The following is a 14,436-nucleotide window of genomic DNA, read 5'->3' as shown; positions in this document are numbered from 1 at the left end:
AATTTCTACCTGAAGGAGACCCCATGCAATTGCGCACCACTGCTTCCGTCTTCGGCGCCGCGCTGGCGCTTGCCGCCGCCACGGCCTTTGCCGGCCCGCTGGACAAGACCGAATGCATCGCTCCGGCCAAGCCTGGCGGCGGCTTCGACCTGACCTGCAAGCTGGCGCAGTCGGGCCTGATGGGGGGCAACTACATCAGCGACCCGATGCGCGTGACCTACATGCCCGGCGGCATCGGCGCCGTCGCCTACAACGCCATCGTGGCCCAGCGCCCGGCCGAGAACAACACCATCGTCGCCTTCTCCGGCGGCTCGCTCCTGAACCTGGCGCAGGGCAAGTTTGGCCGCTACAACGTGAACGACGTGCGCTGGGTGGCGGCCGTCGGCACCGACTACGGCGCCATCATCGTGGCCGAAAACTCGCCCTACAAGACGCTGGGTGACCTGGTTGCGGCCATCAAGGCCAACCCGTCCAAGATCGTGTTCGGCGCTGGCGGCACCGTCGGCAGTCAGGACTGGATGAAGGCGGCGCTCACCGCCAAGGCCGCGGGGCTGGATCCGCGCAAGATGCGCTTTGTCGCGTTCGAGGGCGGCGGCGAGGCCTCGACCGCGCTGCAGGGCGGCCATGTGCAGGTGTATTCGGGCGACGCCTCGGAGGCCGAGGAGCAGATCAAGGCCGGAGCCAAGATGCGCGTGCTGGCGGTGATGAGCGACAAGCGCCTGCAGGGCAGCCTGGCCGACGTGCCGACGGCCAAGGAGCAGGGCCTGGACGTGGAGTGGCCCATCATCCGCGGCTTCTACGTCGGCCCCAAGGTGAGCGACGCCGACTATCAGGTCTGGGTCGACACCTTCGACAAGATGATGGCCACGCCCGAGTTCGCCAAGCTGCAGGCCGAGCGCGGCCTGTTTCCCTTCGCGCTGACGGGCGCCAAGCTCGATGCCTACGTCAAGCAGCGCGTGGCCGAGTACGCCAAGGAAGCGGCCGATTTCGGCCTGAACGTCGCCAAGTAAACCTGCCGCGCCGCCGCGCCATGTGCTTTTGATGGCACCGGCGCGGCACGCAGCTTTTTCACTGGAGTCTTCCCATGAGTGACCGCATTCTTGGCGTCGCCTGCGTGGCCGTGGCCGCAGGCATGGCCTGGGCCGCGCAGGACTACGCCGCCCCCATTTCGTACGAACCCGTGGGCCCGCGCGCGTTTCCGCTGCTGCTGGCTGGCCTGATGGCGCTGGGCGGCCTGTGGCTGGTGTTCAAGCCCACGCTGCGTGACAACTGGCTGCGCCGCGTGCCGCTGCGGGCGCTGGCGTTTGCGCTCGCGGCGGTGTTTGCCTACGCTTTTCTGTTCCAGACTCTGGGTTTCACGCTCGCCACCGTGTTGATGGCCGTGCCCGTGGGCATGGCGTTTGGCGGCACCTGGAAGCAGTCGCTCGCCGGCGGCCTGGGCCTGGGCCTGGTGCTGTTTCTGCTCTTTGACAAGCTGCTCGACGTGGTGCTGCCCACCGGCCTGCTGGCGTTCATTCTGGGAGGGCGCTGAGCCATGGAAACGTTGCAATACCTTGCGACCGGCTTTGGTGTCGCGCTGACCGCCAACAACCTGATGATCGCCGCGCTCGGCGCGCTCGTGGGCACCATCGTCGGCATGCTGCCGGGCCTGGGGCCGATCAACGGCGTCGCCATCCTGATGCCGCTGGCCTTCGCGCTCAAGCTGCCGGCCGAGACAGCCCTCATCCTGCTGGCCGCGGTCTACATGGGCTGCGAGTTCGGCGGGCGCATCTCGGCCATCCTGATCAACGTGCCGGGCGACGCCGGCGCCATCATGACCACGCTCGACGGCTACCCCATGGCCAGGAAGGGCCTGGGCGGCGTGGCGCTGTCGATCTCGGCCTGGAGCTCGTTCGTCGGCTCCTTCATCGCCACCTGCGGCATCGTGCTGTTCGCGCCGCTGCTGGCACGCTGGGCGCTGGCGTTCGGCCCGGCCGAATACTTCGCGCTGATGTGCTTTGCCTTTGCCTGCATCACCGGGCTGATGGGCGACGCGCCGGTCAAGGCGGCGCTGGCGGCCATCATCGGCCTGTCGCTGGCGACCGTGGGGCTGGACTCCAACTCGGGCGTCTACCGCTTCACCGGCGACAACGTGCACCTGTCGGACGGCATCCAGTTCATCGTGCTGGTGATCGGCCTGTTCTCGATCAGCGAGATTTTGCTGATGCTCGAGCAGCATGTGGGTTCTGGCGGCATGGTCAAGGTGACCGGGCGCACGCTGTTCAACCTCAAGGAGCTGGCGCACACCTGGTGGACGACGATTCGCTCGGGCCTGATTGGCTTCGTCGTCGGCGTACTGCCCGGCGCCGGTGCCACCATTGCCAGCGCCATGACTTACACGATGGAAAAGCGCATCGCCGGGCCCGAGGCGAAGTTCGGCGAGGGCGACATCCGTGGCGTGGCCGCGCCCGAGGCGGCCAACAACGCCTCGGCCGCCGGCTCCTTCGTGCCGATGCTGACGCTGGGCGTTCCCGGCTCGGGCACGACGGCGGTGATGATGGGCGCGCTTGCGCTCTACAACATCACGCCCGGCCCGGCGCTGTTCACGCAAAACCCCGAGCTGGTCTGGGGCCTGATCGCCTCGTTCTTCATCGCCAATTTTTTGCTGCTGCTCATCAACATTCCGCTGGTCGGCGTGTTTGCCAGCATGCTGCGCACGCCCAACTGGCTGCTGGTGCCGGCCATTTTGGCGGTGAGCACGATTGGCGTGTACTCGGTGCACGCCACCACCTTCGACCTGATGCTGATGGCCGTGGCCGGCGTCGTCGGCTACCTGCTGCGCAAGCAGGGCGTGCCGATGGCGCCGCTGATCCTGGGTTTCGTGCTGGGCGACATGATGGAGCAGAACCTGCGCCGCGCGCTGTCGATCACCAACGGCGAGGTCGGCATCCTGTTCGAGAGCTCGATCTCCATTGGGCTGTGGGTCGGCGTGGCGTTCATGATCGTCTTCCCGCCGCTGTACCGCGCCTGGCGCGGCGCGCGCCGGCCCGCCGCTGCACGCTGATGCCGGCCGCCGCGCGCTGGCTGGCGCTGGTGCTGGCCAGCGCCCTGCTGGCGGCGCTGCTGCGCTGGCTGGCCGTGCCTGCGGCCATCCTGCTGGCCTGCCTGCTGGCGGGTGTCGCCCATGCGCTGCGCGCAAACACGCCGCTGGCCCTGCCGCGGCGTTTTTTTCGTTACAGCCAGGGGCTGCTGGGCTGTTTGATCGCGTCCAGCCTGCAGCCGCGTCAGCTCGCCCCGGTGCTGCACGACTGGCCGCTGATGCTGGGTGTGACGCTGGCGCTGGTCGGCGCCAGCGCACTGCTGGGCCTGTGGCTGGTGCGCCGGCGCGTGCTGCCCGGATCGACCGCGCTGTGGGGCATGTCGCCCGGCGGCGCCGCGGCCATGGTGCTGCTTGCCGAGGCCCATGGCGCCGACGTGCGCCTGGTCGCCTTCATGCAATACGTCCGGGTGCTGATGGTGACGCTGCTGGCCGCGGGCGTGGCGCACATGCTGGCGCCGCAGGCGGGCGCGCTGCCCTCGTCCGCCAGTGCCATGGCCTTGAGCGCTCCAGCGGCGTCGCTGGCCTGGCCCGGCCCGCTGCTGCTCACCACGGCACTGGTCGTAGGCGGGGAATGGCTGGCGCGGCGCCTGGGCATGGCGTCGGGCGCGCTGCTGCTGCCGCTGTCGGGCGCGGTGCTGGTGCAGTGGGGCGCGGGCTGGGCGCCCGCGCTGCCGCCGGTGGTGATGGCGCTGGCGTATGCCGGCATTGGCTGGCACATCGGCCTGCGCTTCACCCCGGCCATCGTGCGCCACGCGCTGCGTGCCCTGCCCCAGGTGCTGCTGGCCATGGCGCTGCTGATCGGCCTGGGGCTGGTGCTGGCCGCGGTGCTGGTGGTATTGGCGGGCGTCGACCCGCTGACCGCCTACCTGGCGACCAGCCCCGGAGGCATCGACACCATGGCCGTGATTGCAGCGACCAGCTCGGCCGATTCCGCCTTTGTGATGGCGCTGCAACTGGCCCGGCTGCTGGCGCTGATGGCTTTCGGGCCGGCGCTGACGCGCTGGCTGGCACGACGCTATGGAGGAGTGAGCGATGACGGCTGACCTGCAACCCGCAACCCGCCGCATGCGCGACGGCGCGCATCTGGCGCTGTATGGCTGGCCGCTTGCCGCCGCGCAGCGGCGCGCCAGCGTGCTATTGGTTCATGGCCTGGGCGAGCACATGGGGCGCTACACCACACTGGCGCAACGCCTGAACGCCTGGGGGCTGGCGGTACACGGCTACGACCACTACGGCCACGGCCGCTCGGACGGGCCGCGCGGCGGCCTGCGGCGCAGCGGCCAGCTGCTCGACCACCTGCAGGAAATGCTGGAGCTGACGCGCGGGCAGCTGGCGCCGGATGAACCGCTGGTGCTGCTGGGCCACAGCATGGGCGGCCTGGTGGCCGCGGCGCAGGTGGCGCGCCAGCCGGATGCGGTGCAGGCGCTGGTGCTGTCGGCGCCGGCGCTGGCCATTCGCGCCAACGCGCTGCAGCGCCTGCTGCTGGCCGTGCTGCCGCGCCTGGCACCAGGCCTGCGCGTGTCCAACGGCCTGGACCCGGACGCGCTGACGCATGACCACGCCATCGTCGCCGCCTACCGCGCCGACCCGCTGTGCCACGACCGCATCAGCGCGCGGCTGGCGCATTTTCTGGCCAACGCCGGGCAGCAGCAGGTGCTGGCGTGCGCGGCGCAGTGGCGCACGCCCACGCTGCTGCTGTGGGGCGAGGGCGACACGCTCATCGATCCCGCGGGCTGCCGCCGCTTTGCCGCCGCGGCGCCGCCCGCAGTCGTCACGGCCGAGGGCTTTGCCGGCCTCTACCATGAAATTTTCAATGAGCTGGCCTGCACGCCGGTGTTTGCCGCGTTGCAGCAGTGGCTGGAGCGGCTGCCGGGCGGGCCGGCGCAGATCTGAGCCCCCTTCGTGTTCGTTGGTTCGCCTCGCCCTGCGCTTGAATGCAAAACCAAAAAATCATCGCGGCGCCCTCGCCGCGATCGGGGCCGGCGCGACATCCACAGGCGGGCTTGCTGCAGAAAGACCGTAGGCAGGCTTTGATGGCTGCGGCGCCGTGTCCGCGGCCCAGGCCAGACGGTTGCGCCCGGCGGTTTTGGCCGCGTACAGCGCGCCGTCCGCGCGTTCGAACAGGGTTTGCGGCGTGTCGCCCGCCTGCTGCTCGGCCGCGCCCAGCGATACCGTGGTGCGCAGCAGCGCGCCGTCGCCCAGCGTGACGGACATGGCCTGTACCGCCTGGCGCACGCGCTCCAGCAGGGCCGCGGCCTCGGGTGCGGTCGTGTTGTCCAGCAGCAGGATGAATTCCTCGCCGCCCCAGCGTGCCAGGATGTCCTCGGCGCGTATCCCGGCTTGGACGGTTGCCGCGAAGTGCCGCAGCACCTGGTCGCCCGCGACGTGGCCATGCAGGTCGTTGATGTGCTTGAAAAAATCCAGATCCAGCACGGCCAGCTGCACCGGCTGGCCGCCGCGCTGCGCGCGCAGCAACTTCAGCCGCAGCGCCTCTTGGGCGTAGCGCCGGTTGGGCAGGCCGGTCAGCTCGTCGCGCGTGGCCAGCGCGCGAATCTGTGCCAGCGCGTCCGCCAGCTCGCCCTTTTGCCGTTGCAGCCGCTGGCGCATGCCGTGGATGTACAGCGTCAGCCGCGTGCTGGCCATCAACACCATGACGATGATGAACAGGTAGACCAGCGTCAGCATCGTGTCTGGCGCGTGGCGTGGCTGTCGCTGGGTCGCGGCGATGGCCAGCACGTACAAGGCCACGGCGTAGGCCAGCAGGCCCTTGATCTGGCGCGGCGTCAGTCCGAAGACGCAGAAAATCATGACCAATGCCAGCATGGGCGGCACGATGCCGCGGCCCTGCCCGGCGATGACGTAGGCCAGCGCGTTGCTGGCAATGGCGCCGCCGATCTGCACCAGCGTGAAGGCCGGGTCGCGCCAGTGCTGCGTCAGGCCGCTGCGGATCAGCACGAAGCAGCCCAATACCCAGCAGCCGCTGGCCAGCGACCACCAGTGCACCGGCCGCGCGTCGGCCAGCCCGGCCGCTGCCACCGCCTGCATCGCCAGGATGCAGCAGCCCATCAGCACGCAGGTCAGCGCGGTCAGCGCCAGCGGCCGGCGCAACTGCGGGTGGGTGCCAAGCAGGACGTCGCGCATGTCGGGCTGGGCGCTACAGCGGGCGTGGCGGCCGGTGCGCCGGTCAGGCCCGTGTGTCCAGCAGGTGGCCGGCTGTCTCATCCGAGATGCGCAGCGCCACGGCGTTGGCCTTGAATGCATAGGTGGCTGCCAGCTGCTGCACCGCCTGAGTCTCCAGCGACGGCGCACCGCCGGTATTTGCCACGGCCTGGGCGCGTACGCCGGCGCCTGGCTCGGCCTGCTGCTGCACGACGGTGCTGCGAAAGCCATGGGTTTGCAGATTGGCGGTGTTGTGCGCGGCGGCGTCCAGGTGAAGCTGGGCGGCCTGCAGGCCCGAACGGGCAATGGTGAAGGAGGGCGACATGGCAGGCGGCAAGAGGTTGGGCCCGGGGGCAGAACCGCATTGTCGGCAGACTGCGTGTTGTTTGCAAATTATTACGTTTATGGCGCCGGCCCAGACTCATTCACCGCGTGCGCGCGCACCAGGCAGTCGTGCAGCAGCTGCGCCGCGCGGGACGGCGCGGGCGAGCGCCGCAGCAGGCCGACGAATTCGCAGTGGTAGTGCAGCCGGTCGGCGCGCACCGCCTGCAGGCGGCCCTGCTGCACGAAAGACTGGGCGTAGTGGTCGGGCAGGAAGCCCAGAAAGCGGCCCGAGAGCACCAGCGTGGCGATTGACTCCTGGTCGAAGCCCGTGGCCGCGCGCGCCAGCTGCGCCTGGTGGCTCAGCGCCATGTTGGGCGAGTGGTAGCCCAGGCCGGCAAAGCGATGGCCGCGCAGTTGCGGCCAGTCGATGCCCGCGTGATCGGCGCCGAACAGTGGGTGGCCCTGGCCGCAGTACAGCAGCATGGTCTCGGTGAACAGCGGCGTATATGACAGGCTGCGCCCGCTGCGGTGCGCCGGGATGATGCCCAACTGGTAGCTGCCGTCGATCACGCCGCGCTCGATGGCGTTGATCGAGCCCACGTGCAGCTGCAACTGCACCTGGGGCGCGGCGTCGTGGAAGGCGGCAATCGCGCGGTCGATGTGCGCCGCCGGGTTGCTGGCGGTCTTGTCGAACACCGCCAGCGCAAGCTGGCCGCCCATGCTGGCGTGAATGTCGTCGATGCTGGTCAGAAACCCGCGCACCGCGGTCAGCAGGTGCAGCGTCTCGTCATAGACGCGCTGGCCCTCGGGCGTCAGCGCAAAGCCGGCGCGCCCGCGCCGGCACAGCGTCAGGCCCAGGCGGGTTTCCAGATCCTTCACGTGGCGGCTCAGCGTGCTGGTGCCGATGTTCAGCTCCAGTTCTGCCGCGGCCATGCCGCCGCATTCGACGACCGCCTTGAACACCTGCAGCAGGCGCAGGTCCATGTCGCTGACCTGGCCGATCAGTGCGCGCGGGCGCCGATCACCCGGTGGCGCGGCAGCGGTATTTACTTGCTTAATCATGCAAATGAATAGCGATAGATGTTCATTTACTCAATTATGAACAGTGGCCACAATGGCTTCCACACCATCTTCCCGTCTGCCTGCAGGAGAGCACCATGACGTTTGCCGTGATCGACGACACCACCACCGCCAGCACCCCGCGCATGGACGCCGCCTGGCTGGACGCCCACTGGATGCCGTTCACCGGCAACCGCAACTTCAAGGCCAACCCGCGCATGGTCGTCGGTGCCAAGGGCGCGTACTACACGACGGCTGAAGGACGCAAGATCTTCGACGGCCTGTCGGGCCTGTGGTGCTCGGGCCTGGGCCACGGGCGGCGCGAGATTGCCGAGGCCATCGGCCAGGCCGCCGCCAACCTGGACTACGCACCGGCTTTCCAGTTCGGCCATCCGGCATCGTTCGAGCTGGCCAACCGCATCAAGGAGCTGACGCCCGCGGGTCTGGACTATGTGTTCTTCACCGGCTCGGGCTCCGAGGCGGCCGACACGTCGCTGAAGATGGCGCGCGCCTACTGGCGCGCCAAGGGCCAGGCCGGCAAGACGCGGTTGATTGGCCGCGAGAAGGGCTACCACGGCGTGAACTTCGGCGGCATCTCGGTCGGCGGCATGGTGGGCAACCGCAAGACCTTCGGCCAGGGCGTGGAGGCCGATCACATGCCTCACACCCAGCCGCCCCTGGGGGGCTTTCACCGCGGCATGCCCGATACCGATGGCCGCGCGCTGGCCGACAGGCTGCTCGATCTGATTGCCCTGCACGACGCGAGCAACATCGCAGCCGTGATCGTCGAGCCCTTCTCGGGCTCGGCCGGCGTGGTCATCCCGCCCGCGGGCTACCTGCAACGCCTGCGTGAAATCTGTACGCAGAACAACATCCTGCTGATCTTCGACGAGGTCATTACCGGCTTTGGCCGCTGCGGCGGTTGGACGGGCTCCGAGGTGTTTGGCGTGACGCCGGACATCATGAACTTCGCCAAGCAGGTGACTAACGGCGCCCAGCCGCTGGGCGGCTGCGTGGTCGCCAAGGAAATCTACGACACCTTCATGGCCGCGGGCGGCCCCGAGTACATGCTCGAATTCGCCCACGGCTACACCTACTCGGCCCACCCCGTGGCCTGCGCGGCGGGCAATGCCACGCTGGACATCCTGCAAAAAGAGGATATGCCGGCGCGCGTGAAGGCCTTGTCGCCCTACTTCGAGAGCGCGGTGCACAGCCTTCGGTCTGCACGCCATGTGCTGGACATCCGCAACTGCAGCCTGGCCGCGGGCTTCACCATCGAGGCCCTGCCGGGCGAGCCGGCGCGCCGGCCCTACGAGGTGGCCATGAAGTGCTGGGACAAGGGCTTTTACGTGCGCTACGGCGGCGACACCATCCAGCTGGCACCGCCTTTCATCAGCACCGAGGCGGAGATCGACCGCCTGGTCAGCGCGCTGGGCGATGCGCTGATGGAGACCGCGTAAGTGCAGTGATCGGCGCTTGGTGGATTAGTTTCTTACGGCGATTACTGAGCTTATCTGTGAGAGCCATTACGGAGTCATAGTCGAGTGCCAAAATTTTCCACTTTTCTCCAAAATCTTCCATCCGAACTGTGGAAGTGGTCGGCTATTGATTTAACACAAGCTATGCGAAATCGGGAAATTTCGCCTGTGCAGGTCATGACGTCTGTTCTAGAGCATATTAATCTGCTTCAACCCAAGTTAAATTGCTTCATTGCCTTGTGCTCGCAACAAGCAATGGAACAAGCGAAGCTTTCTGAGCAGGCGCTGATGCGCGGTCACAGTTTTGGACCTTTACATGGGGTACCCTTTTCAGTCAAGGACATCGTCAACACTCAGGATATTCCCACCAGCTTTGGTGCAATGCATCTGCGTGACTATATGCCCAAGGAGGATGCTGTATCAGTGGCACGGTTGCGACGCGCGGGAGCCATCTTGGTTGGCAAGACGACAACACCAGAGTTTGGCTCCAAGGGTTTTACTGACTCTCCGCTGTTTGGCCGTACCTGTAATGCTTGGCATGCGCAGCGTACCTGTGGTGGCAGCAGCGGTGGTGCGGCGGTAGCGGTTGCCGCCGGCATGGCACCCCTGGCTGTGGCTACCGACGGAGGTGGCTCCACACGGATACCAGCGGCGTGTAACGGCGTAGTTGGAATCAAGCAAAGTCTGGGTGTGGTGCCACACAACCAAGCCTTAGATTTGTTTGGTAATCAAACCTATGTCACGCCAACCACGCGCACCGTGTCGGACACAGCGTTGATGCTGGATGTGATGGCTGGATCACACGTTTGTGACCCTTGGTCGCTAGGGCGGCCAAGGGTGAACTATGTGCAAACAGTGCGCAATGCCACCGACCTGCGTGGTAAGCGTTTTCGCTATAACTTGGCACCACAAGGTCGGAAGGTTGCCATTGAGGTAGAACGAGCGTTCCTGGCTGCCATACAGCGTATTGAGGCTTTGGGCGGTGAGGTTGAGCCTTTTGAAGCGCAACTGGACATCGAACCCATTTGGCGGACGGTCAATCATACGGTTTGGAGAACACGCTTTGCCGAGATGGTTGGTCAACATCGAGACAGTCTGAGCGCAACATTCTGCCGCCAGATTGAGGGAGCACTTGATTACAGTGCTCAGGACTATCAACAAGCTATGTTCGCCCGCACGCGGCTGTTCCACACTTTGCAAGGTTGGCTCGATGGTGTAGATTTTCTGCTCATGCCTACGCTCACTCGTACCGCCTTGCCCTTGGATTCCGATATTTTCGACGACATGGATATTGATGGTGATATCTTGGGAGATATTCGTGCGAATTGGTATCCCTGGACCATGCCAATGAACATGACAGGACATCCGGCGATTAGTGTACCCTGTGGCTTTGATAAAGAGCAGTTGCCTATTGGATTACAAATTGTCGCCCCTTTGTTTGAAGATGCGTACCTGCTGCAGGTTGCGGTTTGTCTGGAGGAGGCTTTTGATCTTCTAAATCACTGGCCATCTGTTACCTCATACTTTAAGGAGAACATATGACTGCAATAACCTATCTATTTCGTGCACGGCGCAATGTATTGCTCACTAGCCTGCTGGCAATACTCGGCTTGATGAATACAGCGCAGGCTCAAGACAGTGATGTCACCCGTATTGTTGTGGGTTTTGCGCCAGGTGGCGCGGCGGATGCGCTGGCACGTATTTATGCCGAGCAGCTGCGCCAAGATGGAATGGGAAATGTACTGGTAGAGAACAAGCCTGGCGCATCATCGCGACTAGCGTTGGATTTCGTGAAAAAGTCCGTCCCAGATGGGAAAACGATTTTTATCGGCCCCTCGCCGATGTTCACTATTTTTCCACTGACCTATAAAAAACTCAGCTACGATCCAGATAAAGACTTGACTCCAGTAGCACTGCTCACGGACGTGCCCACCGTAGTAGCTACCGCTGTTAATGCCCCTTACAAGACTATGGATGAGTATATTCAATGGCTCAAGCAAAATCCATCACAGGGTAGCCTGGGCTTGGCGTCCATTGGCAGCGCGGGTCATTTGGGTGCGTTTGCCTTGAGTAAGGAGTTGGGCTTGACCGTAACGCCCACGCCTTATCGCGGCGCATCGCCCATGCTGGTTGATGTGGTGGCTGGCACGGTTTCCATGGGTTGGGATGCGGTGGCCAGTATGATGCCTCTGTACCGTGGTGGAAGATTGCATTTTTTGGGCGTGAGTGGCACGCATCGCATCAAGGCTCTGCCAAATGTCCCCACTGCCTTCGAGCAAGGTTATAAACAGTTTGAATACGCAACCAGTTGGTATGGTGCTTATGTGAATAGTGCCACGCCGGAAGCGTCGAGGGCTCGTCTACAGGATGCATTTGTCAAGGCATCACATACCCCGGATGCAGCTAATAAGCTTGAGGCTTTGGGGCTGGAGGTGGTTGGCAAGCCGGGGGTTGATGCCACGGAGCGCATTCTCAAGGAGCGTACTGCATGGAGTCCAATCGTTCGCGCGTCGGGTTTTGAAATGCAAGATTGATTTTTCTAATACTCGGCGATACGCCTTTATCCACAGTTATTGAGCGCGGGCAGGTGCTGCGCCAGACATGGGGCGGCCACAGATACGCCCAGAGTCAAGCTATCGTGTGCGATACAGCGGCCTTCTAGCTGCACACCTGCGACAACTCCTATGCTGTTGGCGTGTGCCAACCAGGCTCTGTGCCGGGCCAACAGACAGGGGTGTAACCGAGTCGTTGCTGCATGGCACACGCAGAGTCGGTGTATACGGTGTCATCGCGGGGCGTGTAGGACGTCCTCTTCGTATTGGGTGGATAAAAGTCATTGATTTTGTGATGCAAAAAAGCATTTCATGAAACTGCGTCACAATGGCGCCGCGCGTCCGCCGAGCGCCGTTTGAGGTGCCGGCGGATGCTTGCAATATCGCCATTCATCACGTACACCAGACTGCTGCGGGACAGGGCGCTCTGCCTTGAGGGGTGCTGCCCCGCACTGCGGAGACCACCATGCCTGAAACCACCGCCAACGCCGACAAACGCGCCTTGCTGCGCAAGGCCGCCCTGGAGTACCACGAGCAGCCCCACCCTGGCAAGATTGCCATTGCCGCCACCAAGCAGATGGTCAACCAGCACGACCTGGCGCTGGCCTACTCGCCCGGCGTGGCCGCGCCCTGCGAGGAGATCGTCAAGGATCCGACGGCAGCCTTCAAGTACACCGCGCGCGGCAACCTCGTGGGTGTCGTGACCAACGGCACGGCGGTGCTGGGGCTGGGCGACATCGGTCCGCTGGCGGGCAAGCCGGTGATGGAGGGCAAGGGGGTTCTGTTCAAGAAGTTCTCGGGCATCGACGTATTCGACATCGAGATCGACGAGAGGGATCCGGACAAGCTCGTCGAGATCATTGCCAGCCTGGAACCCACGTTCGGTGGCATCAACCTCGAAGACATCAAGGCGCCGGACTGCTTCATCGTCGAGCGCAAGCTGCGCGAGCGCATGAAGATTCCGGTCTTCCACGACGATCAGCATGGCACGGCCATCGTCGTCGGCGCGGCCATCCTGAACGGCCTGAAAGTGGCGGGCAAGGACATCGAGAAGGTCAAGCTGGTCGCCTCGGGCGCGGGTGCTGCGGCGCTGGCCTGCCTGGGCCTGCTGGTCAAGCTCGGCCTGCCGCGCGAGAACATCTGGGTGACTGACCTGGCCGGCGTGGTCTGGGAAGGCCGCACCGAGCTGATGGACGAGGACAAGGCGCGCTTTGCGCAGGCGACGGCGCTGCGCACGCTCACCGAAGTGATTGCCGACGCCGACGTGTTTCTGGGCCTGTCCGCCGGCGGCGTGCTCAAAAAAGACATGGTGCGCCAGATGGCGCCGCGCCCGCTCATCTTTGCGCTGGCCAACCCCAACCCCGAGATCACGCCCGACGACGTCAAGGCGGTGCGCGACGACGCCATCATCGCCACCGGCCGCACCGACTACCCCAACCAGGTCAACAACGTCCTGTGCTTCCCGTACATCTTCCGCGGCGCGCTGGACAGCGGCGCGACGACGATCACCGCGGAGATGGAGATTGCCGCGGTGCATGCGATTGCCGAGCTGGCCCAGGCCGAGCAAAGCGAGGTGGTGGCCGCCGCCTACGCCGGCGAGCCGCTGGCGTTCGGGTCTGAATACCTGATCCCCAAGCCGTTCGACCCGCGCCTGATGATGAAGATCGCGCCGGCCGTGGCGCAGGCGGCCATGGACAGCGGCGTGGCGCTGCGCCCGATTGCCGACATGGACGCCTACCGCGATCACCTGCAGACCTTCGTCTACGCGTCGGGCACCATCATGAAGCCCATTTTTGCCGCGGCCAAGCAGGCGCGGGCCAAGCGCGTGGCCTTCAGCGAGGGCGAGGAGGAGCGCGTGCTGCGCGCCGCGCAAATCGTGGTCGACGAGCAACTGGCGCGGCCCACGCTGATCGGGCGCCCGGCCGTCATCGCCCAGCGCATCGAGCAGTTCGGCCTGCGCCTGAAGGAGGAGCTCGACTACGACGTGGTCAACGTCGAGCAGGACGCGCGCTACCGCGACTTCTGGCAGACCTACCACCGGCTGACCGAGCGGCGCGGCGTCACGGTGCCGATCGCCAAGATCGAGCTGCGCCGGCGCCTGACGCTGATCGGCACCATGCTGCTGCACAAGGGCCAGGTCGACGGCCTGATCTGCGGCACCTGGGGCCATACGGCGCACCACCTGCAGTACATCGACCAGGTCATTGGCAAGCGCGCCGGCGCCAACACCTATGCCTGCATGAACGCGCTGCTGCTGCCCGAGCGCCAGGTCTTCCTGGTCGACACCCACGTCAACTACGACCCCACGCCCGAGCAGTTGGCCGAGATCACCGTCATGGCCGCCGAGGAGATCGCGCGCTTTGGCATCAAGCCCAAGGCGGCGCTGCTCTCCCACTCCAACTTCGGCTCCAGCCAGCACCCCAGCGCGGTCAAGATGCGCCAGGCGCTGGCGCTGCTGCGCGAGCAGGCACCGTGGCTGGAGGTCGAGGGCGAGATGCACGGCGACGTGGCGCTCGACGAGAAGGCGCGCCGCGACCTGATGCCCAACAACACGCTGAGCGGCAGCGCCAACCTGCTGGTCATGCCCAACATCGACGCAGCCAACATCGCCTACAACCTGCTCAAGCAGGCAGCCGGTGGCGGCATTGCCATCGGCCCCATGCTGCTGGGCGCGGCGGCGCCGGTGCAGGTGCTCACGCCCAGCGCGACGGTGCGGCGCATCGTCAACATGGTGGCGCTCACGGTTGCCGACGCCACCTTGCCGCGCTGATTACCGGCCCACAGC

At 65.4% G+C, this 14,436-nt stretch carries 12 protein-coding genes; 9 read left to right on the top strand and 3 right to left on the bottom strand.

Going from position 1 to position 14,436, the window contains the following annotated elements:
• The first annotated feature begins 29 nt into the window (after nucleotides 1–29).
• From ABD767_RS02410 to ABD767_RS02390, 5 genes are all read left to right on the top strand, one after another.
• Nucleotides 30–1,010 (top strand): Bug family tripartite tricarboxylate transporter substrate binding protein, encoded by a 981-nt coding sequence (locus tag ABD767_RS02410; protein WP_425549887.1) that lies wholly within the window; start codon nucleotides 30–32, stop codon nucleotides 1,008–1,010.
• 74 nt (nucleotides 1,011–1,084) lie between these two features.
• On the top strand, nucleotides 1,085–1,531 hold the full coding sequence (locus ABD767_RS02405; protein ID WP_103045719.1) for a tripartite tricarboxylate transporter TctB family protein: 447 nt from the start codon (nucleotides 1,085–1,087) through the stop codon (nucleotides 1,529–1,531).
• A 3-nt stretch (nucleotides 1,532–1,534) separates the two neighbouring features.
• Entirely contained in the window at nucleotides 1,535–3,043 is a 1,509-nt protein-coding gene (locus ABD767_RS02400) for a tripartite tricarboxylate transporter permease (RefSeq protein ID WP_344868025.1), read from the top strand.
• A complete protein-coding gene (locus ABD767_RS02395) occupies nucleotides 3,043–4,122 on the top strand; it encodes an AbrB family transcriptional regulator (protein ID WP_103045435.1) in 1,080 nt (359 codons plus the stop codon). Before ABD767_RS02400 ends, ABD767_RS02395 begins: the two co-directional genes overlap by 1 nt.
• Entirely contained in the window at nucleotides 4,112–4,972 is an 861-nt protein-coding gene (locus ABD767_RS02390) for an alpha/beta fold hydrolase (RefSeq protein ID WP_103045434.1), read from the top strand. The genes ABD767_RS02395 and ABD767_RS02390 overlap by 11 nt, the downstream gene beginning before the upstream one ends.
• 57 nt (nucleotides 4,973–5,029) lie before the next feature.
• On the opposite strand, the gene ABD767_RS02385 is transcribed toward ABD767_RS02390, so the two are convergent.
• From ABD767_RS02385 to ABD767_RS02375, 3 genes are all read right to left on the bottom strand, one after another.
• Complete coding sequence (locus tag ABD767_RS02385; RefSeq protein WP_344868021.1) at nucleotides 5,030–6,220, bottom strand: GGDEF domain-containing protein; 1,191 nt, start codon at nucleotides 6,218–6,220, stop codon at nucleotides 5,030–5,032.
• Nucleotides 6,221–6,263: 43 nt separating this feature from the next.
• Entirely contained in the window at nucleotides 6,264–6,563 is a 300-nt protein-coding gene (locus tag ABD767_RS02380; protein WP_103045433.1) for a flagellar basal body protein, read from the bottom strand.
• A 77-nt stretch (nucleotides 6,564–6,640) separates the two neighbouring features.
• Nucleotides 6,641–7,624, bottom strand: coding sequence for a LysR substrate-binding domain-containing protein (locus ABD767_RS02375; protein WP_103045432.1), 984 nt, complete (start codon nucleotides 7,622–7,624; stop codon nucleotides 6,641–6,643).
• Nucleotides 7,625–7,719: 95 nt separating this feature from the next.
• Between ABD767_RS02375 and aptA the strand changes: the two genes are divergently transcribed.
• The 4 genes from aptA to ABD767_RS02355 all read left to right on the top strand — a co-directional run bounded on the left by aptA (nucleotide 7,720) and on the right by ABD767_RS02355 (nucleotide 14,421).
• Nucleotides 7,720–9,081, top strand: a complete 1,362-nt coding sequence (gene aptA / locus ABD767_RS02370; protein ID WP_103045431.1) for an omega-aminotransferase AptA — start codon at nucleotides 7,720–7,722, stop codon at nucleotides 9,079–9,081.
• A gap of 162 nt (nucleotides 9,082–9,243) precedes the next feature.
• A complete protein-coding gene (locus ABD767_RS02365; protein WP_103045430.1) occupies nucleotides 9,244–10,641 on the top strand; it encodes an amidase family protein in 1,398 nt (465 codons plus the stop codon).
• Nucleotides 10,638–11,633, top strand: coding sequence for a Bug family tripartite tricarboxylate transporter substrate binding protein (locus ABD767_RS02360; RefSeq protein WP_425549886.1), 996 nt, complete (start codon nucleotides 10,638–10,640; stop codon nucleotides 11,631–11,633). Before ABD767_RS02365 ends, ABD767_RS02360 begins: the two co-directional genes overlap by 4 nt.
• Before the next feature lie 484 nt (nucleotides 11,634–12,117).
• Nucleotides 12,118–14,421, top strand: a complete 2,304-nt coding sequence (locus tag ABD767_RS02355; RefSeq protein ID WP_103045429.1) for an NADP-dependent malic enzyme — start codon at nucleotides 12,118–12,120, stop codon at nucleotides 14,419–14,421.
• The last annotated feature ends 15 nt before the right edge of the window (nucleotides 14,422–14,436 follow it).

The sequence above is a fragment of the Comamonas faecalis genome, from assembly GCF_039538025.1.
Taxonomy (GTDB): domain Bacteria; phylum Pseudomonadota; class Gammaproteobacteria; order Burkholderiales; family Burkholderiaceae_C; genus Comamonas_C; species Comamonas_C faecalis.
Note: the sequence above shows the minus strand (reverse complement) of the source record. Positions and strands in the feature narration are given on the sequence as shown.